This is a genomic window from Eubacterium sp. 1001713B170207_170306_E7, assembly GCF_015547515.1.
Classification (GTDB): domain Bacteria; phylum Bacillota; class Clostridia; order Eubacteriales; family Eubacteriaceae; genus Eubacterium.
This window is the reverse complement of record NZ_JADMVE010000005.1, coordinates 252,423-278,915: the sequence shown is the minus strand read 5'-3', so window position 1 is coordinate 278,915 and position 26,493 is coordinate 252,423. Positions and strand designations below refer to the sequence as shown.

Below are 26,493 nucleotides of genomic sequence, written 5' to 3'. Positions count from 1 at the left end.
TGCTGTTATAAATTTTTCAGGCTTTGTACCCGCTCTGCCATTGTCTCGTTCTGGAATACATAGCTGCCGGCGATCAGTATATCCGCTCCGGCTTCGACCAGTCCCAGGCCGTTGCTGCCATTTACACCGCCGTCCACGCTTATCGGGACACGGCTGCCTGTTTTCACCATGATTTCCTGAACCTCCCGCAGCTTTTCAAAGATACACGAGTTCAGCGGCTGCCCGCCATAGCCCGGCTCTGCGCTCATCATGATCAGCCAGTCGATGTAGGGCAAAAGATACGCAAGCCGCTCTGTGCCGTAGGTCGGCCCGATACCGATACCGGCCTTTATCCCTTTTTTCCTGATCTCCTGGAGCAGATGCAGCGGGTTCGCGCAGGCATCCAGCTGAAAAGTCATGATATCGGCTCCACAGTCCGCGAAGATCGAAAAAAAAGTTTCCGGGTGGCAGACCTCAAAATGAACGGATACGGGCAGCCCGCTGATCTTTTTTAAATCCCTGACCAGCTGAGGGCCGTAGGTCATGTTCTCCACATACACGCCGTCCATGATGTCGACGTGTATGTAGTCAATGCCGGCCGCCTCAGCCTTGATGATCTGTTCTCCAATCCTTGTCTGGTCACAGGCCAGGATTGAAGCTGATACTAATGCCATAGTATCCTCCTTTTTCTGTCAATTATCTTATTTATGTGTAGTGACTGAGTGCATCCAGTCTTTGGCCAGTGCATAAAATTCCTTATATTTTTCATAATAGAACATATAAGCGTCATGGCGCTGCTGGTCTGGCTCTACCGTATAATCAACGGTGGTCATGGACTCAGCCGCAGTCTGGATATCCGGATAAACGCCGCCAGCAACCGCGCCGAGAATCGCTGAGCCAAGGCATGGGCCTTCTGTTACCTTTGTAACAATAATCGGTACATTGCAGACATCCGCGTGGGTCTGAAGCCAGAACCGGCTCTTGACTGCACCGCCGGAAACCACAATGCCGTCTGGTGAAAAGCCTGCCTGGCGGAAGGAATCAATGATGGTTTCCGTACCGTAGCAAATGCTCTCAATGACCGCGCGGTACATATGCGCTGGTGTGTGCCCCAGAGACAGTCCGTAAAACATACCGCGGACATCCGGATCGACATGCGGCGTGCGGTTCCCCTGGAAGAAATCCAGCGCGATGATGCCGTCCGCGCCGATGGGCAGGGCTTCCGCCTCATGGTTCAGAATATCATAAACGCTGCACCCTTCCTCTGCCGCCTGTACCTTCAGATTGCCGCAGAGCTGCTCCTTGAGCCAGTTGACAATGGAGCCGGTTGAAGTCTGTCCCCCTTCGACCATCTGCAACCCCTTGACGATGGCGTCCGGATAAGAGCCCCAGACTCCCTTGCTGTGGATGGCTTCCTTCACCTGGGCAATGTGCAGATGCGACGAGCCTGTGATGAGCGTAAGCTTTCCCGGCTGAACCGCATTGAGACCGATGACGCCGACAAAAGCGTCCGCGCCGCCTTCCCCCACCGGAATACCGACCACCAGGCCAAGCTCCTCAGCGGCATCCGCAGTCAAACCACCGACCAGTGAACCCATTGCCAAAACACGCGGCGGCAGTTTTTCCACCAGATCCTCCAGCCCAATCGTGTTGTAGAAATCAACCGGATAGCCGCCCTCCTCCGAATTGTAATACCAGCGGCTGGAAGCACAGTTAATACTGGCCGTATACTCGCCAGTCAAACGGTAGGTGAGCCAGTCCGTACATTCGTAGAAGCGTGTGGCTTTGTGGTACAGTTCCGGCTCATTTTCCTTCAGCCAGAGGGCCTTCGCCGGCAGGCACTCCGCTGAAACCATGCCGTATCCATTGTATTTCAGCGCGTCATGTCCGGTTTCGTACATACGCTTCGCCTGCTCTGAAGCACGGATATCCATCCACATAATCGCCGGTCTTAAGGGCATCATATCCTCTCCAGACAACAGTACCGTACAGCAGGTGGTGTCCACACTCATCCCCTTAATGCAGGATGGATCAATACCGCTTTCCTCAACGGCCCTGCGTGACGCCTTACAGATTGCCGACCACCATTCATCCGGGTTCTGCTCCGCACGCCCGGATGCCGGCGTATACAGCGGATAAGGCTCCTCACAGAATACGATCGGCGTCCCCTTTAAATCAAAGATACCTACACGCGCACCACCGGTGCCCATATCAATCCCTAATACGCAATCCAACTGTTTCATTGTATTACCCCCTTAAATTTTTGTACAACCAGGATTGTATTCTCCCCCAAGAGATACATTCGTTCCTAACTGTAACTTTTGATATCAACATCATACAACAATAACATATGTGTGTCAATATTTTTTTGCTTTTTGAACCGAACCCTTTATATTTCTTGACTTTTTAACAATGTTTAACGTATAATCAAATTAGATTTAGTAACAAATGTGCCTCTATTATGATAGAGCCCTAAGCCACTGAGAAAAGGAAGACAAAAATGAATAAAATCGAATCATCAGATTCCATGTTTAATAAAATGATCCTCATCGCAAATCTGTACTATAAAGAAAAATTGTCACAGCAGGAAATCGCAAAAAAACTGAATATTTCAAGACCCTGGGTTTCCAAACTCCTCGCCCGCGCCGAGGAAAACGGTATCGTGAAAATTGAAGTCATGACGCCCTTTACCGAAAATGCCGCCCTGGAAAGCGCGCTCATGCATAAATATTATATCAAGCATGTCGGCGTCATCAAAAGCGATAATACCACAAGAGATGACCTGGCTCTTGCCGCCGCCAACTATTTTATTTCAGAGCTGCGGCCAGAGGACGTTGTTGGCGTCGGCTGGGGTACCAGCGTCTCAAGACTTATCTCCGCCACCGAATCCCTGTGTTTCCCAAAGGTAAAGGTCGTTCCTCTGGCCGGCAGCTTCGGCAATACCATGGATCTTTTCCCCAACCTGAGCAGTATCCGCCTGGCCAAGATCATTAACGGCGTTGCCGAGGTTATCCACGCTCCAGCGGTGTGCAGCTCACCGGAGGAATACGAAGCCCTGATGAACAACGACCAGACACAAAAGCTTCTGTACATGGGTGAACACGCCGATATCCTGCTTCTGGGCATGGGTACCTTTGAAGTTTCCTCCCAGCCACAGTTCGGAATTTTTAAACCCGGCGATATCACCGAGCTGAAAGCCAAACAGGTCATGGGTGATATCGCCCTTCAATACCTCGACGTCAACGGAAACCCAATCGACACAGATTTCACAAGAAGACTGATCCGGGCAAACATCTTCAAGGCCAGCGCCAACGCGCGGACCAGCATCGGCATTGCTGAAGGTGCTTATAAAAAGGATATTATCCATGCCGTGCTCTCCCTGAAGCTGGTAAATGCACTGTTTACCGATGAGGAGACGGCACTGGCGCTGTTGGGGATATAAAAAAGCAGGCGTTTCGTGGGGAAACGCCTGCTTTTTAAATTATTTAAAATCACCGTCACTGCATTTTCGGATAATATGCTTTGTCTTCTCAATAGGGAAAGGCGCGGCTTCTTTTGAAAAGTATTCAATCTCTATCACCTTAACAACTGCCGTGTGATCGTCCTTTCCGGCTGGCACCACGACCAAATCGCCGACACGCCCTCGGGAAGGCTATTTTTATCATAGCTTCCTTGAATAATACGCCGCGGTTCTTTCTGAAGGCAAACTTCCTCTGCATCCATCAACAATACTTTTTTCCTCAAAAATTGTATGGAAATACAAACCTGTGAAAGAATTCTTGTCTTTCTGCTTTTGTCCTATACCTATACTTTTATACCCTTTATTGGATAGTGATCATAGTGTCAATTCTTTATGACTGCTTTCAAATTCTCTTTGCTTCACTAATCAATCTTGGATTTCGTTCTCTATTGTAAATGTTTTTTCAGTGCCAGCTTATTGTGGATTTTTCTACTCTAACCTCAAACGCTATATGATGTGCAAAGTGCTGAAACCTAAGAACTTTTACAAGATTTCTTTTTGCAAAAGCACTACTGTCTCCACATGCCCTCCATGCGGAAACATATCCACACAACAGACCTTCTCCACTGCATATCCCGCTTCTTTAAAAAACGGCAGGTCCCGCGCCAGGGAGGTGGCCTTGCAGGACACGTAGATAAAGGTATCGGGCTTGAAGTCAATGATTTTAAAGATCGCTTTAGGGTGGATGCCGTCTCTCGGCGGGTCGAGTATGATAATATCGGGATTGTCGGGCAGCTCGGTTACTTTTTCCATAACGTCGCCGGCGATAAAGGCGCAGTTGTGCAGGCCGTTGGCCTCGGCGTTGATCCTGGCGGCTTCCACGGCTTCCTCGATAAGCTCAATACCGATGACTTTTTTCGCCACCGGAGCCAGGACCTGGGCGATGGTGCCGGTGCCGCAGTACAGGTCAAAAATGGTTTTATCCTGGCGGTCTCCGACGTAATCGCGGACAACGGAATACAGCTTTTCTGCGCCCAGGGTATTGGTCTGGAAAAAGGAGAAGGTCGAGATTTCAAATTCCAGGCCGAGGATTTTATCGTGGATGCAGTCCTCGCCATACAAGATATGCAGGTCGTCTTTTTTGACCACATCGGCCACGCTATCGTTGATGGTATGGAGAATCCCCTTAATTTTACCGGACAACCCGAGCTTCAGGAGCAGCTCGGTAAAATCTACATCGTCCAGTTCTGCCTGGGAGGTGGTGACCAGATTGACGAGGATTTCTCCGGTCTGCTTGCCCTTCCGGATGACCAGATGGCGCAGGAAGCCCTCGTGGCTGCGCTTGTGAAAATAGGTCGCATTTTTTTCTTCAAAATAACGGAGGACAGCTTTCTGGATAATGTTAAAGTCCTCATCGGTCAGACGGCAGCAGTCGGTTTTGACAATGTTGTAAAAGCTGCCGCGCTCGTGCATGCCCAGGAGCAGGGGGCCGTCCTTCACATCATCGCCGAAGGAGTACTCCATTTTATTACGATACTCGAAAATCTCTGGGCTGGGGATAATTCCCCCAAATTCAAAACCGCTGATATTAGCTTTATCGAGCAGGTTTAAAACGTAATCAGCCTTTAGCTCAAGCTGTTTTTCGTAGGGCAGGCTCTGGTAGGTACAGCCGCCGCATTGGCCAAAGACCGGGCATTCTGCCGGGATCTCCAAGGGAGACGCCTCCAGAATTTCCAGAGGCTGTCCTTCAATTTTCTTACTGCGTTTTTTGGTAATTCGGGTTTTAATGAGCTGCCCGGGAATGCCATTTTTGATCACAACCTTTTTTGCGCTGCTCTCTTCCTCCACCATTCCCCAGGATTTCCCTGGAAATTCAATGCCTTCTATTCTAATATCGATAATATCGCCTTTTTTCATGGGTTCCTCTTTCTCGTGTTTAAATATATTGGTAATTTATTGTATCATCTTTAGGAAAAAAAAGAAACGCCGCGGCTATATTAAGATAAACAAAAAAGATAATGCGCTGTTAATATAAAAAAGTCTGGAGGATAACGGCGGTCCTCCAGACTTTTTATTCGTATAATTCTTTTTTCATAATCAGCAGCTTACGGATACCGGCCATGCGCAGTATCAGATTATCCTGTATCCCGGTGGTCTTAAAGCCCAGATGCCGGTACAGGCGGATGGCATTTCCATTTTCGCCGATCACGTCCAGGCTCAGGCTGGCAGCGCCGGTATTTTCGGCCACATACTGGATCATTTTTGTGGCAATACCCTGTCCTCTGCTGGCCGGGTCGGTGGCCAGAAAGTCGATATAGCCCTCGTCCTCCCTTTTCACCGCGGGCTTTCCAATAATGAACATGAGCTGGGCCTTTATGACACGGCTCTTTACAGGCCCGAACACCCGGGCTGCCCCGCTTCTTTCCACATCGAAAGCACGGCGTTTATTATCGGAATAGGCCAGCAGGCCCACCACCTTTTCGCCGTCCAGACAGACATAGGCCATATCATTTCGCAGCGCCGGCTCAAAAAGCTGAAACAGCACTTCCTTATCAGCTGAAATGGATTTGATCATATCGTAAAAGCCTTCGACGAACAAGCGGACAGCCTGGTGCCGGAAGCCGGACTCCAGTGTGTTGAGTTTGGTGATCTTATAATCCTTTTTCATGATTTCCTCCCGGTATTTTTACAAAGATTATACCCCGCTTCGCTTAAAGAAAATCGGACCGCTAAAAAAAGACCTGCTCTCACAGATCTTTTTCCTTTTATAACGAATTGCCATCCTCTATACTGATTTCATTGAATTTATCTGTCAGGTCGCGGACCGCCAGAGCATCCTTCACGTCGTCGGATTTATCGATCACGACGCTGCCGCGGTGCATCATGACCAGACGGTCGCCGTAGTTGATGGCGAACTTGAGGTTGTGTGTGACCATGAGCGTGGTCAGATTTTTTTCGCGCACCAGCTTTTCGGTGAGCTCCATGACGTTCTCGCTGGATTTCGGGTCAAGGGCGGCGGTGTGCTCGTCCAGAATGAGCAGGTCGATGGGCGTCATGGTGGAGATGAGCAGCGCCAGCGCCTGGCGCTGGCCGCCGGACAGGCTGCCAACCTGCAGATCAATTTTATCCTCCAGCCCCAGCTTTAAGAGCTCCAGCTGGCTTTTGTAAAAATCGATACGCTTTTTATTGACGCCGATGCCCAGGCCATAGGGCTTGCCCTTCCGGTCTGCCAGGGCCATGTTTTCGAGGATGGTCATGCTGGGGCAGGTGCCAAGGGACGGGTCCTGGAACACACGGCCGATAAAAGCCGAGTGCTGGTATTCTTTAAGCCCGGTAATATCCTTACCGCCAACGTAGATCTTTCCCTGATCCACCGGCAGGCTGCCGCAGAGCAGGTTTAAGATCGTTGTTTTGCCGGAGCCGTTGCTCCCGATGACGGAGACAAAGCGTCCCTTTTCAATATTCAGATTAAAGTCCTGAAACAGCACCACCTCATTGACGGAATCCGGATTGAAGGTTTTATAAATATGTTCCATACGGACAAGGGGTTCATGATTCTGCATGGTTTTTCTTTCTCCTTTCCGGGAAAAGCTTGCCGCCTACCAGCGCGATGGTAAAGATGATAGCCATGAGCAGCTTGAGGTAGTTGGTGGGCAGGCCGATCTGCATGGCGATGGCCAGGCAGGCCTTGTAGATGATGGCCCCGAAGATCACTGCCAGGGTCGGCTTTACAAAGGATACCCGCTTGAACAGGTTCATTCCGATGATCACTGAGGCCAGCGCCATAACGACCATCCCTGTCCCCACGGCCACGTTGGCGGATTCGGTCTGCTGTGCCAGAATACAGCCGGACAGAGCGGTACAGCCGTTGCCGATGGCCAGACCGATGATTTTCATCTTCCCGGGATCACGGCCCTGTGAGATCACATACTGCGGGTTATCCCCGGACGCGCGGAGCAGCATGCCAGACTGGGTTTTTAAATACAGGTCGATGAGCAGCTTGACCACAATACAGATTACCGCCACCATGATGACAAGACCGTAGCCCGAGGGCAGAACGGTCGCCAGCCCGGTGTTGAAGATGGTGGGCATGTTATAAAAGGGCAGCACTGCGCTGCCGCCGGTCAGGGCCAGGTTGATACTGTAAAGCCCTGTCATCACAAGAATCCCGGAGAGCAGGTCGGTGATGCCGAGCTTCACATGGAGAAAACCCGTAATACAGCCCGCGGCCGCTCCCACAATAAAGGCCGCGGCACACGCGAGCCACGGATTAACCCCGGCGGTGATCAGCATGGCGGTGAGACACATCCCCAGCGGGAAGGTTCCATCGACTGAAAGGTCGGGAAAATCCAGAACAGAATAGGTAATGTACACCCCGACGGCCATAATCCCGTAGATAAAGCCTTCCTCGAGGACGTTAATTACCAAGCCACCTATAATATCCATTTAACATAGTCCTTTCGTTGATTAACTGAAACGTACAAAACAGAGGCCGCCGCCCGGGCGCCTCTGCCTGATTTTATCTGTGCAACAAATTCGATTCTTCCTTATTTGGAAACAGCGGTCGCTGTGCTTAAATCCTGCGGCAGGGTTAAGCCCAGGGTTTCCATGACTTCCTTATTATAAACCGGTGAGCTTTCTGTCACTTCCTGAACGGCCATATCTGCGGCTTTTTCTTCACCCTTTAAGATTTTTGCAGCCATTTCGCCGGTCTGTTTTCCAAGGGCGACATAGTCGATGCTCTGTGAAGCCAGGCAGCCGTTCTTGACCTGTTCTTCCTCTGAGCCAAACACTGGAATTTTCGCGTCATTGGCGGCTTTTAACACGGTGCTCAGATTATCCACAACATTGTTGTCGGTAAAGTTATTGATGCAGTTAACGCCCTTTGATACCAGAGTCTGCGCACCTGCGGCAACCTCTGAAGCGTTGGTCACGCCCACAGCCTCTACCTCAAAGCCGTAGTTCGGGGCAATCTGTTTGAATTTTTCCAGATGCGATACGGAATTCGGCTCACTGGTGGTGTACAGGATGCCGATTTTCTTGGCATCTGGCAGGAAGGAGCGGATCATCTTAATCTGAGCCTCCAGAGGCAGCACGTCAGCTGTACCAGTGCAGTTGTCGCCAGGTTTTTCCATGGACTGGACGATCTTAGCCGATACCGGGTCGGATACGGCGGTAAAGACCACAGGAATATCCCCGCCTTTTGTGGCTGCATAGGCCGACATCGCCGCCGGTGTGGCGATACCGGCGATCAGGTTATACTTCTTAGATACCATATTTTTCGCGGCCATATCGGCATTGGCGACATCGCCCTGTGCGTTCTGGAACTCGATGGTCAGGTTGTCGCCTTCCTTAAAGCCGCCGGCTTCCAGGCCCTGCTTAAAGCCCTCGTAGCAATTATCAAGAGACGGGTGTGTGGCGTACTGAATGACCCCAACGGTGACCTTGCCGTCGTCTGATGCACTGCTGCCGCCGTTGCTGCTGCACCCTGCTGTAAAGCCTGCTACCATCGCTGCACTTACCACACCAACCAATACTCTTTTAAATAATTTATTCATTTCGTTTTCCTCTTTCTATCTTTAAATACTGAATTTTCCGTTTCTTTTTTTATTGATTGTATCCTTCCACCAGCCAGCCATATGGCATCAACTCCTTTTATGGATCATATTTTGTTGCTGCTTGCCTGTGCCCAGAGCGCTGCGGCATTTGGACAGAGCATCAAAAAAGCACCTGTCCCACACAAGGGACAAGTGCTTAACACCTGCGGTACCACCCAAATTGACGATCTATCGCCCACTCAAGTCCGTATACTAACATACACGCTCCCTTTATAACGGGTGGAGATCCCGTCAGAGATACTCGGCAATCTGCCTTTTACTCTGCCCTCATAAGCCCATTCAACTGACCGCACCTCACCGCTTTTCCACCGTCCGCGGCTCTCTATCCAGATGACATGCCTGTTTACTTACTCTTAATCACAGGTTTATTTTTTATTATGTTTCGTATTATAAGCTTGCCTGCGTCTTTTGTCAAGCCTTAAATTTTTTACCCCAACGGCACAGGAATAAACATTGAACACAAAAGGTTGCGTCTGGCCGCTCTTGCTTTTATAATAGAGTCAGAAAGGCGGAAACACCTATGATTATTCGCAACGCACGGGTTTACACCCCAGACGGCCATTTTATAAAAAAAGACCTCCACCTCGACGGCGCGTATATCCGCCGCCATACCTCTGACCCGGTGGAAATAGACGCCAACGGTCTCTACGCCATTCCCGGCCTTATCGACATTCATCTCCATGGCTGTATGGGCCATGACTTCTGTGACGCCGCCGCATGTACCCTCGATACCATGGCCGCTTATCAGGCCTGTAACGGCGTGACAGGCTTTGTCCCGGCCTCCATGACCCTTTCCGAGGAAAAGCTCTCCGGCATTTTCCAAAACGCCGCCCATCAGACGCAGGAGACCGGCGCCATGCTTTTGGGCGTCAATATGGAAGGGCCTTTTCTTGCCGAAACAAAGAAAGGCGCGCAAAACGCGCGCTATCTTATACCACCGGACATTCCGATGTTCCGCCGGCTGAACGCTGTTTCCGGCGGGCGTATCAAGCTGGTTACGCTGGCGCCCGAGCTCGCCGGAGCTTCTGAGTTCATCACAGCTCTGAAGGATGAAACGGTCCTGTCGCTCGGACACACTGAAGCCTCTTACGAAACCGCTTTTAACGCTTTTGAGCTGGGCGCCTCCCACGTGACTCATCTTTTTAACGCCATGCCGCCCTTTAATCACCGGGAGCCGGGGCTTATCGGCGCTGCCTTTGACCATCCCGGCGTCACGGCTGAGCTCATCTGCGACAATGTCCACGTCGCCCCGGCCATAGTCCGGGCCGCTTTTAAGCTCTTCACCGCCGAACGCATTGTGCTCGTCAGCGACAGCATGCGGGCTGCAGGGCTGGCCGACGGCGCGTATACCCTCGGGGGCCAGGCTGTTCAGGTCTGCGGAAACCGGGCAGCCCTTGCGGACGGTACTTTGGCCGGCTCAGTCACCAACCTTATGGACTGCCTGCGAAACGCTGTGTCCTTTGGCATTCCCCTGGCCGACGCGGTCCGGGCCGCAGCTGTCAATCCGGCGCGGGTCATCGGCGAGTCTGACCGTCTGGGCAGTCTGGAACCCGGTAAGCTCGCCAATGTGGTGCTACTGGATAAAAAACTGAATGTTGTGAAGGTTTTTGTGAAGGGAAAATGCTGTAAGGACAAATAAATTTATCCTTACAGCATTTTCATAAAATAAATCATCTCAGAATTCATTGGTAAATTTATTATCTGATATTTTAAATTCAGTTAATGTTATATGCTTTCTCAATCAATTTCTTTGATTGTTCAAAATCCTTTTCATTTTTTATAATCACCTGCAAATCTCCAGTTCCGTAATGCCCCACTGAACTCATATCCCGTGTAAATCCTTCTTCTAATTCTACATCTTTAGGGTTCAATTTTAAGTAAAGAATAATTTGTTTTTGATATATCTCTACACAAACAATATTTTGTACCTTTTTAAAAGCGACGTATAATTTCAGATGATTTTCTACGACATCATCACCTAATGATAAAATATAATCACATATACTTTCATAAATATTTTTCAACTGCTGTGGCACTGTTAACAATTTCTCATCATGTGTTTTCTGTTCATAACTTTTTTTGATACTGCTATCTACATAACTTTGCAATTTTATATTAGGGGTATTTAAATGTTCAAAAAGTATTAATCCTTTTCCATACTTTTTATACCTTACTAGTTTAATATTTCTTTGCATCTGATTAACCGCATGAGCATCGAACTTCGTGAAATCATTCGCAATACAAATAACGCATGGTATTGACCAATCTATTTGTTCCACAACCTTTGGCCCCAGTTTTTCCATCACCAGTAATTTAAAATCCGCTTTATGATCCAGTAGCCAATCTAAATAAAAAAGCCCTTGATTGATAACATTTTCATTGCTGCTACGTTTATATTCAAAGATAACAGGACAATTATTCTCATCGATTCCAATACTATCCATCCTGCCATTGCTAATAATATATTCACTTTTTAAAAATCTTACGCCAAAAAACGTTTCCATATTGTCCTCAATTAGATTTTGTAACTCTTTTTCTAAAATGACTTCAGATGATATGAGTTCTTCGACTTTGCCTTCTGTACAAAACAGTTTAATATCCGACATATAAATACCTCTTACTATCTTACCAAAAATTTTACATTGAATTTTATACTCTTTTTAAAATTATACCATATAAACAAAAAGCATACTGTCATTTTTAATCAAAAATAAAAAAACGTCATAGACCACATTAATGTAGTCTATGACGTTTTTTAACATTACTTTATTCTGCCGAATAATAATTCAGTTTATCTCTGAGCTCGGACTCTGGTCTCAAGCCCACCAGGGTTTCCACTACCTCGCCGTCCTTGAACAGCTTCATGGTCGGGACGCTCATCACACGGTATTCTGTGGCCAGCGCGCTGTTTTCGTCGATATCGACCTTGACGATCTTTACCCTGCCGCCCATTTCTTCGGACAGCTTGTCCACAATGGGGGTTAAAGCCTTGCAGGGTCCACACCAGGTCGCGAAAAAGTCGACCAGGACAACGCCCTTATGATCTAAAACTTCACTTTTAAACTCGCTTGAATTTACTTTATTTGCCATTTTGATGCCTCCTATAAATTTTTTATCTGCTGTGCCAGCGCATCCAGCTCGGCGACAGCTTTTTTATTTTCAAGTGCCGGTGTTTCATCGGTGTGGGAAATCTCCACAAAACCCATGGGTACGGCATTCAGATTTTTCAAATACCACTCCAGCGTGTACTCCATGCCCTTGAACTGGTGCCCGTAGGCCGGGGCGCCGCCCACTCCGATAAAAATAATTTTCTTGTTCGGAATGTGGGAATGGTCCTCCAGATTATAGATCATCTGGGTACGGTCGATGACGGTTTTAAGCTTGGAGGGAAACGCGGTAAAATACACGGGGCTGGCGATGACCAGCAGGTCACAGTCCATAAAGTCCTCGTAAATCCACGTCATGTCATCATCCCTGATCACGCACTCGCCCTGATGGGGAATGCAGTAGTCACAGCCCTTGCAGTGCTCAACGTGCACCTTGTTGACATTGATCAGGCGCAGCTCGTTATTCTCCCGGATCTGCTCCAGAAAATAATTGAGTATTTTATTGGTATGGCCATTGTTCCGATGGCTCCCCATAATTGCGGTAATTTTCATCCTTCTCTCCTCGTCCTGTTGGTAACTTTATCCTAAACCCTTTAACAGGAAATGTCAATATGGCTTCCCGTTTCGGTTTTTTCCACAATAATTTTGGTATCGATACGGTCCTTCAGCTCCTCAACGTGAGAGATAATGCCCACGGTGCGGCCGTCGTTTTTGATGGCCAGCAGACAGCTGATGGCATTATCAAGAGCCTCTGGGTCCAGTGTGGCAAAGCCCTCGTCGATAAAAATAGTATCCAGGGAGATGCCGCCTGCGTAGGACTGGACAATATCCGATAGCCCAAGGGCCATGGACAGCGCCGCCATAAAGGTTTCTCCGCCCGACAGGGTGTTCGCACTGCGGCGCAGCCCTGTATAGGCGTCCACCACCTCAATTTCCAGACCGCGGTTGCCGGATTGCCTGAAATCTCCCATGACCTCCAGCCGGTAACGGCCTGAGGACATTTTCTCCAGAAAAACGTTGGCGCTTTCCAGAATGTCCTGAAGATAAGCGGACAGGATATACCGTTCAAAGCTGATCTTGGGCTTTCCGGCCAGGGTACCCTTGATGGTCTGGTCCAGGTGGGTGTAAATTCCCTGGAGACGCTCCACCTCCTTCAGTTCCTGTGCCAGCCCTTCAATTTTCCCGATCTGCCGACGATTCTGGGCATTTTTTTCATTCAGGATAGTCGCCTCACGGCGGCAGCCTTCGATCTGCGCTTCCAGCGCCTGCTGGTCTTCACGGTAACGCGTAAGCTCAACGGGCGTTTTATCCCGGAGCCCGTCCTCGAGCTCCTGCACCCTTTCGGCAGTGCTTTTGAGGTTAAACCGGTACTGCTCCAGCGCGGCTTCCATGGTCTGGATCGCTTCACCGCTCATGTTATGGCAGCCCGCGTAGGCCTCCGGCGTAAGTCCGGCACTGCGGAGGGCATTGCTGTAGTCATTGTTCAGCTTGTCCTCATCTTCCGCTGCCTTTTCGAGCGTCCGGCTGCCGCTTTTGTAATTGGCGGCCTCGACGGCTTCCTCCTGCAATAGCTTCTGGTGGTTCGCCTGAATGTTATCTTTATACCCCTTCTTTTCTGCGATTAACGCGCGGGTATTACGCTCAAAACTTTCGATTTTATTTAGAAACTCTCCCGGATTGTCCATTTCAGGCGGAAATTTCAACGTCTCTGCCAAAACTTTTATCTGCTGCTCCATCTGGGAGAGCTGCCCGCGCAGCAGGCCGGCTTCCTCCCGGGCTTCTTTCAGCTGCTCCTCCAGGGCTCCATAGCTTTCCAGCTGGACTTTCAGCTTTTTTTCCACTGCTTCCAGACCGCTTTTCTCCTTTTGTTTGGCCTTCAGCTGCTTTTCAGCATTCTGGCATTTTGCGTGCAGAACCTCAAAACGCTCCTCCAAATTCTTTTGCAGGCTGCTCACTTCCGCTTTAGCCGGCAGCGCATTGTCCGTGACCGCCATGATCTCTGCAAGGCGGGTCAGAAGCTCTGCCTGTCGGGTTTCGATTTCCCTGCGCTGCAGGGTTCCATCATTTTTCAGGGAACCGCTTTTTATCTTCAGTGTATTCAGCCGCTCGGTTGTCTCTGACAGAACCGCCTCATCGACAGCTTCTTGGGCTTCGGCTCTCTGGGGATGATGGACGCTGCCGCACACCGGGCAGGGCTGGCCCTCCTCAAGGCCTGCGGCCAGGCCCGCAGCGGTTTGCTGCCGCTGTCTTTCCGCAAGAGCCTGGCAGGCTGCCTCCTGTGCCTTGATATGGTTCTGATTCTCTTTCCATTCCTTTCTCAGGTCGGCGATCCGCTGCTCCCGGCTTTCGATGACGCGGTAAATCTCCAGCGCTTCCTCCACCCGTTTCTGCCGGCCTGCCAAATTTTCCAGCTCGTGTCCGCTTCTCTGAAAGGCCTTTTCCAGCTCAAAAATTTCCTTATCCAGAGTATAGCTCTCATGCTCCAGCTTTTTTAATGACTCGCTGTCCTCCTGCTGGCGTTTTCCCTTTTCCTCAAGCTGTGCCAGCTCGCCGCTTCGTTTCTGCAGACCCGTATGCTTTTCCTCATAGGCGCGCAGGCTCTCCGCCAGCCTTTTTTCAATATCCAGCTTTTCCTGCAGCTGCTCGATCACCGCGCTGTACGCAGGCGCGCTGACCGCCTCGTATTCTGTCTCTGATTTTTCAAGGGCTTTTCGGCAGGTCTCCAGCCGTTCCCGAACGCCTTTCAGTTCGGCTTCGGCTCTTTCCTTCTGACGGTAAGCCCGGGTCCAGGCTTCCTCATAGGGCTTGACCGACAGGGCTTTTTTCGACAGGGCCAGAGCTTCCTCTTTTTCCCGGATCACGTCCCGCTCCTGCTCCAGCTCTTTCAGGCGTTTTCTTTGAGCTTCCAGCTGCTCAAACCGGCTGTTGATCTGCTCGCCGGCAGCCAGAGTAATGCGCAGCTGTTCCAGTGTCTGGACCGTCTGTTTTTCCTGCGCGGCCAGGGCGGCGATTTTGGCTGTGTCGGTCTGGATTTCCTTCCGGGTTAAATCCAGCACGTAATCCATGGTTTTGTCATTCTGGGCAAGGGTTTCCGCCAGCGCGGAATCCGCACTGCTTTTAATGTGCTGGCGTTCGGTGTCCATCTCAACGCTCAGATCATTGTGGCGTCCGCGGATTTCACGCAGGCCTGAAGCCACCTTGTCCTTGAGGTTATTGTACAAATCCATGCGGAAAATACTTTTTAAGAGCTCGACCCGTTCTTCTTCCCGGGCTTTTAGCAGGCGGCTGAACTCACCCTGGGGCAGCATGACGATCTGGCGGAACTGGTTGGCGTTGATGCCGAGGATCTCCTGGACCTTTTCCCCCACCTCAGCCACCGAGGCAGAGATCAGCTTTTCCTCACCGTGTGCCAGCTCGTACAGTACGGCTTCGTGCTTCTGCCGGGCTGTGCCCTGGCCGCGCTCTTTTTTTCTGTCCTGCTCAGGGATGCGCTTGATCCGGTAGGTTTTTTCCCGCAATTCAAAGGTAAAATCAACCCACATCATTTCCAGCGGGTCGCCAAACTGGCTTTTCATCTCCCGTGACTGGCGGAAGGTATTGCTGCCCTCGCCGTACAGAGCATAGCACAGCCCGTCAAAAATGGTGGTCTTACCGCTGCCGGTGGGCCCGGCGATCAGAAAAAGCTCCTTGTCCAGTTTTGTAAAGTCAATTTTCTCCTCCGTAAAAGGACCAAAATGGTGCATATAAAGGGCAATGGGTTTCATTTTTCTTCCTCCATGGTCGTCTCCAGCAGCTCCGTGATCACAGCCTGCTCGTCTGGCTGCATGGCCTCACCGTTGACAAAGGCGTAAAAATCCTCAAACAGCTTCAGCGGGTCCTGTATCCGCTCCTTGATGCGTCGGCTGCTCTTCTGCGCTTCAGTTTTTTCCCGCTTTTCATAGGCCATCTCCAGCACATTTGGGTAAACCCTGCGCAGCTTGTCCATGGGATTTACCAGCCGTTCCTGATCCTCCAGAATCACCTTCAGGTAGTCCTGCCGGCCCTCGGCCTCGTAGGCGGTGAGCGCGGTGAGCGCTTCAAGCTTCCCGTGGATGACCCGCAGGTCGCGCAGCGGTTTAAAGCTGACCGGCTCCAGCTTCAGCGACCCCTTTTCCCCGAGCTCCACCAACGTCACAGACTTTTTCTGGTTCCACTCCGAAAAGGAGTATTTCAGCAGAGAACCGGAATAGCGCACCTTATCCCACAGCACCTTCTGCGGCCTGTGCAGGTGTCCCAGGGCCACGTAGTCAAAGGCTTCAAAGGCTTCGGCGCAGGCGTACTCAATACCACCGATCTCAATGGGCCTGACCGAATCGTCAATGGTCTCGATATCCATTGCATTCCCTAAGATCAGGCCGTGCGAAACCAGCACATTCCGCTTGGCCGTGTCCATCCGCGCTGTAATCTCAGCGGTGATCTCCCGGTACATCTCATCATAGCTTATGGTTTTTTCAAGCTTGAGCAGGCTCCGGTATTCCACCGGCTTGATAAAGGGCACTGTCCAGAAGCAGACCTCGCCCCATTCGTCACTGAGCCTCACAGGCTCCTGTCCCGGCTGATAATTGCCCGCAATGTGGAGCCCCTGCTTTTCAAGAATACCGCCGTTCATGGCCAGCCGCTCACGGCCGTCGTGGTTACCGCCGATGAGCAGCACGGGAATTTTCAAATTCAGGATAATTTCCGAGAGCACTGTGTCCACCAGCCCAAGGGCTTCCTTGGAGGGGACAGACCGGTCGTAGATGTCGCCAGCCACCAGAAGCATGTCCGGCCGCTCCCGATCAAGCCAGTCCACCAGCTGCGTGAGCAGAGCCTCCTGATCTTCCAGCAGGCTTTTTTCATTGAGTGTCCGGCCAACATGCCAGTCTGAGGTGTGTAGTATTTTCATGATCATTCTCCTTTAAGACAAGTATAGCGGATTCGGGCAAAAAACACAAAAGCCGGAGCCACCGGGCCCCGGCTTTTATATAAATTAAAGACTTCTGTCTATACCAAAAATTTTACTTCTGTCACATCATTTTTCTGTATAAAACGCTCCATATCCAAAACCGTTTCATTGATCTCTTTTCTGGACAATCCGAAAAATGAGCCGGTAGACCGGAAGATAACGGACAGAAAGGTTTCATAGCGCACGCGGTCTTTTCTTTCCAAGTAATAAGTCATCAGCTGCCGCTGTATGCCAAAATAAGCGATCGAAAAAAGCTCCAGCTCCTCTTGGCTTGTAATGTCATGCTGTGTTTTAATCACTTCGTTCACAAGTGTTGTCAGCGGCTCTTCAAAATAGTAATCCAGGGACTTGTTATCCAAAAATTCGTACACCATTTTTTCATTGGCCGGATCGTTTGAAATAACATCGTAAAAAACCCTGAAAAAAAACATAAATTTCTGAACCGTACTCAGCGGTGTATCTGCGTATTTATCGACAAAGGCATAGATATTCCCGATTAATTCCTGATAGATCTCATAAAAGAATTCTTCTTTTTTATGATAATAGTATGTCACGGTGCCAACCTTCGCATCTGCGCTGTCCGCAATCTCCTTGATGGTCGTATCCAGATAGCCCTTCTCGTAGAAAAGCTTTTTCGCAGCCTCATAAATCTGCATTTTACTCGTTCTTCCCTTTTGCGTTGCCATGATTGAAATCCTTCCTTCAAATGCTTTATCTTCTTGTATTCTACGGATTTCTTAAAAATTTGTCAACAAGAGCCCTTAAGTTAAAAGAAGAAACTCAAATCCGAAAAGATATCCTTCTCTTACCTGATCGTCCTCAGGCAGGAAATCCATCTCTTTTTTCAATTCCAGAAACAGTTCTTCAACGTTTTTTTCTTTTTCGCCCATAATTATCCTCCTAATGCTTTCCGTATTCGTGCACAAAGGCGTTGACTGCCTTCAGATTCTCGATGTTAACATCGTTCGGAGCCAGAGCGGTTTTATCATTTGTAAAGATAAAGCCGCCGCCAGGAGCACAGTAGTCCACGACCTTTTTCGCATGATCCAGGCATTCCTGTCTGCCCCTGTAACGCAGCTGCTCCAGGGGCATGCCGCCGGCCAGCGTCACTGTCTTTCCGATCAGATCTTTTGCTTTAAAGATATCTGCCTTCTCAAGGATGGTAATCGCCGTATTTTTAGGGATTTCATTGACAAATTCATAGAGATGCTCCCAGCTTCCTTCCATAAAAATTAACATTTTTCCGTTCAGCGCCGCGATCTGATCCACCATTTTTTTAAAAGACGGCCAGTAAATTTTTTCAAACTGCTTCGCACTCATATAAGTCGGCAAAAATGTCGGGATCAGAAAACAGCTGTCGGATTCCAGCGATTGACGGCCATGCCTGATATTTTCAATGACCAGCGGAATCAATGCGTCCGCAGCCTCAATAATCCCTTGCGGATTGCGCCGGAAGTCACACTGAATATTTCTGAGGCCTCTGAAATAAGACATCAATATATCCACAGGCGAAATGGCAATTCCCTCCACAATGGTCGGCATCCCCAGATCTTCCTTAAGGCGGACAGCCGAGCTCATCATTTTCTGCAGATATCGGTTATAGGCCGCAAAGGCCTTTTTCAACGCCTCCAGGTTTTCAGGGTAGGGCTTGCTGAGCGCCGGATACATTCTCGGATACAGTTCATTTAATACGAATTTCATCGGATCAGCCGCCAGCTTTCCGTACTCGTCTGCTTCCATGAAAACATACTCCTTATGCTGAACTGTTACCCCATCGGAAGAATAGAAGTACGGACTTCCCTCCATGGGATTATAAATTGTGATGTCTCTGGTTAATGCAGAGGTATAGACCATATCGCAGTAAATTTCCTGACACATTTTTTTAAAACACTGGAGTTCGAGCTCCGGATCTTCCTCAACATCCGTTATTTTATGACCTGCGTAGCCAAGAACCCAGCTTTCCGCCAATGTCATAACCGGCACGGTGTCCGGCTCCTCATGCCGGATCGTAGTCTGAATGCGGCAGACCTTTTCATCATAAATTTCGTTGACTGATTTCATATTGTTACCTTTTCTCTCCAAAATAATTACATCATCGTATTAACCGGGACTTAAACTGCAGTTCATATTTTTATCATACAGCCCTTCTGTCTCTTTGTCAACATATTTCGTATTTTTATTTTTAAATCCGAAAATATTATTAATTTTCTTGACATTTAAACGTAATCGTTGTAACCTGTTATTGTATTAACCGGGAAAAATACGAATCACGCCTTCTCTGTGGCTGACGGGACTCTGCCTGAGAACGCGCGGTAATAAGGAGAAAATATGAAATCTTATCTGTTAAAAACCAGTATTGTTCTGGCGGTTCTGGTCGCTACGGCTCTCGTCATTGTCATGCATTCACCCTTTCCGGCAATGCTGTCCGTTTTTTTTATCGGTCTTGGCCTCACCTTTGCCGCAGGACCCACGCCAAAGCAAACCCCAAATTTTATTGCGTCTCTGCTGGCTGGCTCTATCTGGGCGCTGTTATACTTTCAACTCGACGGCTTTTTGCACGCCCTGGGCATGAATGCCGATCTGGCTTTCTGGCTCGGCATCTTCATTTTTGTGCTCTGCAGCGCGCCGCTCCACTTGATCGTCCTTCAGAAAACCTGGTTTAACCAGCTGCCGCTTGTTTACGGCGCGGTGACCTGTGTTTTTATGGAAGGTCCCGGACAAATACTGGGTGTTATTCTCGTTTTGACACTCGGGGTTATGGTCGCGGTTGTTTCCGGACCGATCGCCGAGCGTCTGCCAAAAACTGCCCGTGAAAAACCAGAATCGGTTTCACCCACACCTGATTCAGAATAGAGGCTCTGTATGAATGCCGATTCACTTTACCGCTCCCGGCTTCGAGATGTCATGGCGACCACAAACCACCGCGAGCCGTCACGCGTTCCGGTTCACGGTGATATTACTACCTGGGCCATTGCTTATGCTGGCGCCAAAACCAACGCTTTGCTCGACAACCCGGAGCTGCTGGCAGAAAAATGGACTTCCTTCCTAGACGATATCTATTTTGACACACAGCACAGCATGGGCATCTCTACCCCGCTGCGCATGATGGAGACGCTTGGCAGCAATGCGCTTTTTATCTCTTCAGACGGCGTTACCATCCAGCATCAGGAGTCCTGTATGATGGACGCCTCCGAATATCCCGCGCTCATTGACAATCCGAAACACTTTTTGTTCCACGCCTACCCGTTAAAAAAATTCCCAATATTGAACGATCCGGAAAAGCCACGCTATGAAACCTTGAAAAAATGTGCCGTTCAAACCCTTTCCTGGATTACTGCCAACGCCGCCGTTGAGAAAACTGCCCGTGAAAAATATGGTGTTTTTCCTCTTGCCACAGGTGCCTGCCGCGTTTACGCGCCGCTGGATGTGCTCTTTGACCGGCTGCGGGGCTTCAAAGGGCTCTCTCTGGACATGAAGCGCTGCCCAGAGTTGGTTGTCGCTGCCTGTGAAGCGATCTATTCGATTTATATCGAAGATACCCTGAAGGGTTTTCCGGGAGATTTTCCATTTGCTATGTCGCCGCTGCATTCACCGGATTTTATTGGTCCAAAAAAATTTGAACGTTTTTTCTGGCCGACCTATAAACAGATGGCCCTTGAAGTCGCTGGCCGTGGCGGTAAAATTTATCAGATACTTGAAGGGGATTACCGTCCTTACTATGACTACTTTCGGGAACTCCCAAAATCATCACTGGTCTGTGAGGTTGAAAATTATGAGGATCTATTCACAGCAAAAAAAGAAATCGGCGACGTCGCAACCCTCATCGGCGGTATCCCCATGGGGCTGCTGCGGCACGGCAGTGTTCAGGAATGCCTCGACTGCGCAAAAGAAATTATTGATGTATGTGCGCCTGGCGGTGGTTTTATCTACTGTACCGGAAAAGCCCTTTTATCTGCCAATGACGTCAACGTTGAAAACTTAAAAGCGGTTAACGCTTTCGTCCACGAATATGGAAAATACTGAGGAGGCCCTATGGAACAGGAAATGATTTTAGAACTTTTGGAAAAGCTTGCAGCAGATGCTTCGTGGTGCGAAGACGCTGACCTGAGAGCCGCTATCGCTTCGCTCACAGGCTTTAACCTCATCGAATACTAACCGTCAAAAAAACACAAAAGCCGGAGTACGAATACTCCGGCTGGTTTGTAAAAATTTTGAAAGAGGGTAACTTGTTTACAGCATTATCATACTGCTTTTTTCTTAATTGCCCCTTAAGCCTTTTTATTCTGGCTGACCTGGCTTTTTAACATCTTGTGAAATTTGGAGGAGCACTGGATTTTAGCGCCGCGTACCTGATCACCCTCACGGTAGAGCACCACGTATTTAGCCTTGTTTTCAATCCGGGCTACCGTATAATTTTTCACCCGGCCGCTGATCCCTTTAAAGGCTTCCTCCGGCACAACGTCAAACATTGCCTTTACCGGTATATCCGCAACCTCCTTGCGCCAGAAAAAGATTTTCCGCTCAATGCTCAGGCTCTGATGCGTCAGCAGCATAAAAAAGCCGGTGGTAATGAAACGCAGAATCACAATAAATACCACAATCATCACGACCAGAGCCGCAATGCCAATCCCTGTTTTCAAAGCGTAGTCGTCCATCTGACTGATGGAACGGTTGTAAATAAAAACGTAGGCCACGACAAACAGCCCGATCAGTATCATACCGATGGCGCTGAACTCCCGGCTGCGGACCTCTTCTCTTGCCTTAACTGCCATAATAATCTCCCTTGATAATCGATTCTTTTCAATTATCATACCCGATTTAGGCAAGTTTTGCAAGGCCGCCTCAAAATCACAAAAAATAAAAAATCCCTGGCAGTCCAGGGACTTATTCATAAGCCTTAATTAAGCTTCTGGTGAAAATTCGTCTTTGCTGACGCCGCATTCCGGGCAAACCCAGTCTTCAGGCAGATCGGCAAAAGCTGTTCCAGGAGCTACACCGTTATCCGGATCACCGACAGCGGGATCATAAACATAACCACAGATATCACAAACATATTTTTGCATTTTTTTCTCCTCCTTCGAAGGTTCAGAATTTATTTATCTTGTATATACCCCGGAGAATTTGATTTTAAACTCCGTTACCGCAATTATAACGAAATTTTCTCTATTTTTCAATGGAAACTTAAACATTTCGGGATTTTAAGGTATAATAGTTTTCGACACCTGTCATTGGAGGCGCTTATGCAAAAAATCAAACCCTATCTGGCCATTTCCTATACCCTTATCTTCTGGGGCATTTCTTTTATCAGCACAAAGATCTGTCTTCAGGCTTTTTCAGTATATTCTCTGATCTTTGGCCGTTTTGCCATCGCGGCCGTTATTCTGCTGCTGGTCAAGCGAAAGCTGGAGCCGGAGCAGCGGCTTTTAAAAAAGGACCTTCCACGCGTTTTAATCGCGGGGTTCATCGGCTTTACTGGCTACTATGTTTTTGAGGCAGTGGGCGTGGATCTGACCGGTGCCTCCATGGCTTCCATTTTATTGAGTCTTGTCCCGATTTTCTGCATGCTCATAGATACGGTAATCTTAAAGCAGCGGTTCACCCTGATCAAGGCTGCCGCCGTGGCCTTTTCGGTCGTGGGTGTTGTCATGATTGTGGGGCTTTCTGAAATTCAGATTAATCCCTGGGGCTGCGGCGCCATGATCCTTTCAGGACTTGGCTGGCTTTTATATAATTATCAGGCCAAGCCGCTTTACAGCCGTTATACCGGGCTGGATATTACCGCCTACCTTTCGGCCTGTATTGCCGGGGTTACCCTGCCCCTCACCATTGCTTTCCCGCCGGTTTTCAGCCTTTTTACCGGAGAGATCATCATCAATTTCCTGTTTCTGGCGGTACTGGTTTCCGCCACCGCCAACCTCACCTATATGTATGCCCTCCGGAGCATTCCGATTCTTACCGTGACCATTCTTGTCAATTTTGTACCAGTCGTCACGATTATCTTCAGTGCTTTTGTGCTCGGCGAGACCTTTACGGTTCTGCAGCTGCTCGGCGCGGGTCTGGTTGTTTTGTCGGTTTGCCTGACCGCTCTGCCGGAAAAACACCGGCGTAATTCTGAAAATGAAATTGAGCCGGAGGCCTGATTTCATTTTTGAATTTTTTCTAAACTCAAAATTTTACCCCCTGCCGGAGAGCTCATTGGGCTTTTCCGGCTTTTTATTCTGTCTTTCTGCACCTTTTTTTCCTTTATTCTTCCTTATTTATATATAAGGCAAACCGTACCGCTTAAAAGTGACCCATTCTAATTTTTCGTAAAATACCATTAATTTTAAAATAGAAATTCAGAATCAAGGAGAAAAATCAACATATTTCATCTTTGAAATCCTTTAATATTATTTTTTACAAAAAACGGCTGATTCTAGCCATTCCTTCCTTTTCGATTTTTTGGCACGGGACTTGCGTTATATAAAGGCATAAGAAAAAACACATAATGATCATGGAGGGTAATGATTATGACACGTAACTTTTATTCCAATTTATTCACTCGCAAAGAGGACATCGAACTGATTCACGACAAAAGCTTGTATCTGCTCGCAAATAAGGGGATTTTATTTGATAACGAAGAAGCTCGCGATATCCTGGCAAAAGCCGGCTGTAAGGTAGACGGCAAGATCGTCTATATCGGCGAAGATCTGGTTAATAAATGTGTGGCCCTGGTGCCAAAGACCTTTGACATGTACTCAAGAGGCATGAAGTTCACAACAGGCGTCGGACAGGAAATGATGGTTCAGTCTTCTCTGGGTCCGGTCAATGTTCTGGACAATGGCGTTTACCGCAAAGCCAACGCAGAAGATTATATCAACTTCATTAAAATTCATCAGGACAGCGACATCATGCACCTGATCGACGCGGACATCGTCGTTCCAAACGATATCCCCACCAAGATCCACACCGAATGGACTACTCTGGCAAACTTAAAATATTCTGACAAATTAATCGGCGGTCACAATGGTACCAAAGAACGCTGTGAAAAGTTCATCAAGCTGGTTCAGGACTTCAATGATGACCATGAACACTGCCAGACCATTACTCTGGCCACAAACTCTGCTCCATTTGCATGGAACAAGGAAATGTGCGACACCATCATCACTTACGCCAGAATGGGACAGGCCCTGGTTATCACCGGCGTTGGCTTAGCTGGCATGACCTCTCCACCGACCTTGGCTTCCACCACTGTTCAGAACAACACCGAACTGCTGGCCGGCCTTGTATTATCTCAGCTCGTTCAGCCGGGCGCACCGGTTATCTATCAGCTGAGCTCACTGGAATGTGACCTGAGATACTCTCTGTGCGTATGCGGCGGACCGGAAACCTTCCAGTCCTTCTGTACCATGCGTGAACTGGCAGATTTCTACGGACTTCCCTGCCGTGCCAACGGCTGTCTCGCAGACGCCAAAGAAGACGACTACCAGAGCGGCGCTGAATCCATGCTGATCTGCTTATCCGGCTACATGGTAGAACCCGAACAATTATACATGCTCGGCGGTATCTTAGATTCCTATGGTGCTTTAGGCTATGAAAAATACATGCTCGACGAACAAACGGCCCGCATCGTTAAACATCTCTTAAAAGGAACCACCATCAATGACCAGACACTCATGATGGATAAGATGGAAAAAGTTGAACACAAAACCAACTACATCGCCCGTACCAACAAGCTGTACAAGGCAGACTTCTTCCTGCCGCCACTGTACAACCGTCAATCCATTGGTAACTGGGAAGCGGCCGGCAGCCCGACCGTACAGGAACTTGCCCGCAAGGCCTGGCAGGACCGCGTAGCCAACTACGAACTGCCAACCAAGCTCGAAGCATTCCAGGAAAAGATCATCGCAGACTTGATTCCTGAAGAATTCATGTTCTAAATTCCTTAACAATAACTAACCCATTTCATTAGTGCAAAATAGGGATTCGGCAAAACCAAACTTATTTTGCACTACTTTTTTATCAAGGAGAGAGGAGACCTATGATGAATAACAGCGTTACCAATAAAGATAATCTAAGTAAATTCCGGACCATGCTGATCATTTTTCTGGTCAGCTTTGGCTCAGCCGTTCTGTTCCAGATTATTTATTTCCGTTTTTCGTTTTATGACACCATGATGACCAGCCTCAACATCAACAACGCCCAGCTTGGTGCTACCGGGGGCATCTACGGCCTGGTTGCCACCATCTGCTATCTTCCGGGGGGGATCATCGCAGATAAAATCCGGGCAAAATACCTTGCCGCCGTTGGTTTCTTTACCACCGCTGCTGTAATCTGCTGGTTCGCGACCCTTCCGTCCTACACCAGCGTCATGATTATTTTTGGCCTTCTCGGCGTGACCAGTACCCTGATTTTCTGGGGGATCCGCTATAAGCTGATCCGTCTGGTCAGCGATGACGCAACCTACTCCAGAAACATCGGCCTGAGCTATGGTATCTATGGGGTGGGCGGCCTGATCCTGGGCTTCGTCTCACAACAGATATTCAATGCTTTCGTTTCAGATTCAGCGGCTGGTTTTATCGTCGTATTAGTTGTCAGTGCTATCTTAAATGTTATTTTCGGTATTGCCACCCTGCTCTTTGTTCCAAAATTTGATGACGAAATTAAAGAGGGACAAAGCCTCAATCTCAACGAATTTAAAGAAGCCATCAAGCATCCCGGTGTTTGGCTGACCACAGCATCCATGTTTTTCGTTTACTGTGCCTACGCCGCCATGGCTTACACTACACCATACCTGACCGATGTTTTCGGCGCTTCCATGGGCATTACCTCAACGGTCGGTATGATCCGTACTTACGGTATCGCCCTGCTTTCTGCCCCGATCATCGGCAGCATTGCTACCAAAATCAACTCACCGGCCAAGGTCCTTATCCTGATCATGGCCTTGACGGCTGTCTGTTCAGCTATTTTGATTTTCCTGCCGACAACGGCTGGATTGCTCATGGTCGCCATTGTTTTAATCCTGGCCATCGGCTTCTTCCTGACTGGCGCATACGGGGTTGCATCTTCCCAGTTTACTGAATCCGGCGTGCCAACCACCATCTTCGGCGCTGCCACTGGTATCCTGTCGGTTATCGCTTTTATTCCCGATATGTTTGTTCCGGTGATCACTGGTAACTGGCTGGATCAATATCCGGGTATGCAGGGCTATCAGATGAGCTTTGGCTGCTTCCTGATCGCGGCTTCAGTCGTCGCAGTGCTCTGCTCTGTGGCTGTCCGCATCTATGTCAAAAAGAAAAATGCGCCGGAAGTTGACGCTTCCTCTGAAATGACCGAATAATCTCAGAATGTACTCTGAAAATTTGA

At 48.9% G+C, this 26,493-nt stretch carries 25 protein-coding genes; 8 read left to right on the top strand and 17 right to left on the bottom strand.

The window, feature by feature from the left end; all coding sequences use genetic code 11:
- Positions 1-5: 5 nt before the first annotated feature.
- On the bottom strand, positions 6-653 hold the full coding sequence (locus I2B62_RS14065) for a ribulose-phosphate 3-epimerase (protein WP_195269704.1): 648 nt from the start codon (positions 651-653) through the stop codon (positions 6-8).
- A gap of 27 nt (positions 654-680) precedes the next feature.
- On the bottom strand, positions 681-2,222 hold the full coding sequence (locus tag I2B62_RS14060) for an FGGY-family carbohydrate kinase (RefSeq protein WP_195269703.1): 1,542 nt from the start codon (positions 2,220-2,222) through the stop codon (positions 681-683).
- Positions 2,223-2,479: 257 nt separating this feature from the next.
- On the opposite strand from I2B62_RS14060, the gene I2B62_RS14055 reads away from it, so the two are divergent.
- Positions 2,480-3,421 (top strand): sugar-binding domain-containing protein, encoded by a 942-nt coding sequence (locus tag I2B62_RS14055; RefSeq protein WP_195269702.1) that lies wholly within the window; start codon positions 2,480-2,482, stop codon positions 3,419-3,421.
- 561 nt (positions 3,422-3,982) lie between these two features.
- Here the strand turns inward: I2B62_RS14055 and rlmD are convergent.
- The 5 genes from rlmD to I2B62_RS14030 form a co-directional block, all read right to left on the bottom strand.
- Complete coding sequence (rlmD, locus tag I2B62_RS14050) at positions 3,983-5,356, bottom strand: 23S rRNA (uracil(1939)-C(5))-methyltransferase RlmD (protein WP_195269701.1); 1,374 nt, start codon at positions 5,354-5,356, stop codon at positions 3,983-3,985.
- A gap of 154 nt (positions 5,357-5,510) precedes the next feature.
- The gene (locus I2B62_RS14045; protein ID WP_195269700.1) at positions 5,511-6,107 is read right to left on the bottom strand and encodes an N-acetyltransferase; all 597 of its coding nucleotides are present in this window, start codon (positions 6,105-6,107) and stop codon (positions 5,511-5,513) included.
- Positions 6,108-6,204: 97 nt separating this feature from the next.
- Positions 6,205-7,002: an ATP-binding cassette domain-containing protein gene (locus I2B62_RS14040; RefSeq protein WP_195269699.1), complete on the bottom strand. Its 798-nt coding sequence runs from the start codon at positions 7,000-7,002 to the stop codon at positions 6,205-6,207.
- Positions 6,989-7,885, bottom strand: coding sequence for an ABC transporter permease (locus I2B62_RS14035; protein WP_195269698.1), 897 nt, complete (start codon positions 7,883-7,885; stop codon positions 6,989-6,991). Before I2B62_RS14035 ends, I2B62_RS14040 begins: the two co-directional genes overlap by 14 nt.
- Before the next feature lie 101 nt (positions 7,886-7,986).
- Positions 7,987-8,997 carry an ABC transporter substrate-binding protein gene (locus I2B62_RS14030; RefSeq protein WP_195269697.1) on the bottom strand — a complete coding sequence of 337 codons (1,011 nt, stop codon included), beginning with the start codon at positions 8,995-8,997 and terminating at the stop codon, positions 7,987-7,989.
- Positions 8,998-9,577: 580 nt separating this feature from the next.
- On the opposite strand from I2B62_RS14030, the gene nagA reads away from it, so the two are divergent.
- Complete coding sequence (gene nagA, locus I2B62_RS14025; RefSeq protein WP_195269696.1) at positions 9,578-10,696, top strand: N-acetylglucosamine-6-phosphate deacetylase; 1,119 nt, start codon at positions 9,578-9,580, stop codon at positions 10,694-10,696.
- Positions 10,697-10,772: 76 nt separating this feature from the next.
- Here the strand turns inward: nagA and I2B62_RS14020 are convergent, their stop codons facing one another.
- From I2B62_RS14020 to I2B62_RS13990, 8 genes are all read right to left on the bottom strand, one after another.
- On the bottom strand, positions 10,773-11,663 hold the full coding sequence (locus I2B62_RS14020; RefSeq protein ID WP_195269695.1) for a DUF5655 domain-containing protein: 891 nt from the start codon (positions 11,661-11,663) through the stop codon (positions 10,773-10,775).
- 160 nt (positions 11,664-11,823) lie between these two features.
- Positions 11,824-12,147 carry a thioredoxin gene (gene trxA / locus I2B62_RS14015; protein WP_195269694.1) on the bottom strand — a complete coding sequence of 108 codons (324 nt, stop codon included), beginning with the start codon at positions 12,145-12,147 and terminating at the stop codon, positions 11,824-11,826.
- An 11-nt stretch (positions 12,148-12,158) separates the two neighbouring features.
- The gene (locus tag I2B62_RS14010; protein ID WP_195269693.1) at positions 12,159-12,716 is read right to left on the bottom strand and encodes a flavodoxin family protein; all 558 of its coding nucleotides are present in this window, start codon (positions 12,714-12,716) and stop codon (positions 12,159-12,161) included.
- Between the two features lie 41 nt (positions 12,717-12,757).
- Complete coding sequence (locus I2B62_RS14005) at positions 12,758-15,928, bottom strand: AAA family ATPase (protein ID WP_195269692.1); 3,171 nt, start codon at positions 15,926-15,928, stop codon at positions 12,758-12,760.
- Positions 15,925-17,088, bottom strand: coding sequence for an exonuclease SbcCD subunit D (locus I2B62_RS14000; protein WP_195269691.1), 1,164 nt, complete (start codon positions 17,086-17,088; stop codon positions 15,925-15,927). The genes I2B62_RS14005 and I2B62_RS14000 overlap by 4 nt, the downstream gene beginning before the upstream one ends.
- Before the next feature lie 98 nt (positions 17,089-17,186).
- Positions 17,187-17,834 carry a TetR/AcrR family transcriptional regulator gene (locus I2B62_RS13995; protein WP_195269690.1) on the bottom strand — a complete coding sequence of 216 codons (648 nt, stop codon included), beginning with the start codon at positions 17,832-17,834 and terminating at the stop codon, positions 17,187-17,189.
- A gap of 75 nt (positions 17,835-17,909) precedes the next feature.
- Positions 17,910-18,038, bottom strand: coding sequence for a hypothetical protein (locus I2B62_RS20685; RefSeq protein WP_279354797.1), 129 nt, complete (start codon positions 18,036-18,038; stop codon positions 17,910-17,912).
- 10 nt (positions 18,039-18,048) lie between these two features.
- A complete protein-coding gene (locus I2B62_RS13990; protein ID WP_195269689.1) occupies positions 18,049-19,209 on the bottom strand; it encodes a uroporphyrinogen decarboxylase family protein in 1,161 nt (386 codons plus the stop codon).
- A gap of 267 nt (positions 19,210-19,476) precedes the next feature.
- On the opposite strand from I2B62_RS13990, the gene I2B62_RS13985 reads away from it, so the two are divergent.
- Genes I2B62_RS13985 through I2B62_RS20680 form a run of 3 tightly spaced genes read left to right on the top strand, consistent with a single transcriptional unit; the run spans position 19,477 to position 21,303 of the window.
- Positions 19,477-20,001: a DUF1097 domain-containing protein gene (locus I2B62_RS13985; RefSeq protein ID WP_195269688.1), complete on the top strand. Its 525-nt coding sequence runs from the start codon at positions 19,477-19,479 to the stop codon at positions 19,999-20,001.
- Positions 20,002-20,010: 9 nt separating this feature from the next.
- Positions 20,011-21,171, top strand: a complete 1,161-nt coding sequence (locus I2B62_RS13980; RefSeq protein WP_195269687.1) for a uroporphyrinogen decarboxylase family protein — start codon at positions 20,011-20,013, stop codon at positions 21,169-21,171.
- A 9-nt stretch (positions 21,172-21,180) separates the two neighbouring features.
- On the top strand, positions 21,181-21,303 hold the full coding sequence (locus tag I2B62_RS20680; protein ID WP_279354796.1) for a hypothetical protein: 123 nt from the start codon (positions 21,181-21,183) through the stop codon (positions 21,301-21,303).
- A gap of 113 nt (positions 21,304-21,416) precedes the next feature.
- On the opposite strand, the gene I2B62_RS13975 is transcribed toward I2B62_RS20680, so the two are convergent.
- The gene (locus I2B62_RS13975; protein ID WP_195269686.1) at positions 21,417-21,920 is read right to left on the bottom strand and encodes a hypothetical protein; all 504 of its coding nucleotides are present in this window, start codon (positions 21,918-21,920) and stop codon (positions 21,417-21,419) included.
- A 129-nt stretch (positions 21,921-22,049) separates the two neighbouring features.
- Positions 22,050-22,211 (bottom strand): rubredoxin, encoded by a 162-nt coding sequence (gene rd / locus I2B62_RS13970; protein WP_013382779.1) that lies wholly within the window; start codon positions 22,209-22,211, stop codon positions 22,050-22,052.
- A gap of 177 nt (positions 22,212-22,388) precedes the next feature.
- On the opposite strand from rd, the gene I2B62_RS13965 reads away from it, so the two are divergent.
- From I2B62_RS13965 to I2B62_RS13955, 3 genes are all read left to right on the top strand, one after another.
- On the top strand, positions 22,389-23,288 hold the full coding sequence (locus I2B62_RS13965) for an EamA family transporter (protein WP_195269685.1): 900 nt from the start codon (positions 22,389-22,391) through the stop codon (positions 23,286-23,288).
- A gap of 369 nt (positions 23,289-23,657) precedes the next feature.
- The gene (locus I2B62_RS13960) at positions 23,658-25,067 is read left to right on the top strand and encodes a trimethylamine methyltransferase family protein (protein WP_195269684.1); all 1,410 of its coding nucleotides are present in this window, start codon (positions 23,658-23,660) and stop codon (positions 25,065-25,067) included.
- 101 nt (positions 25,068-25,168) lie between these two features.
- Positions 25,169-26,467, top strand: a complete 1,299-nt coding sequence (locus tag I2B62_RS13955; RefSeq protein ID WP_243259534.1) for an MFS transporter — start codon at positions 25,169-25,171, stop codon at positions 26,465-26,467.
- Positions 26,468-26,493 lie beyond the last annotated feature (26 nt).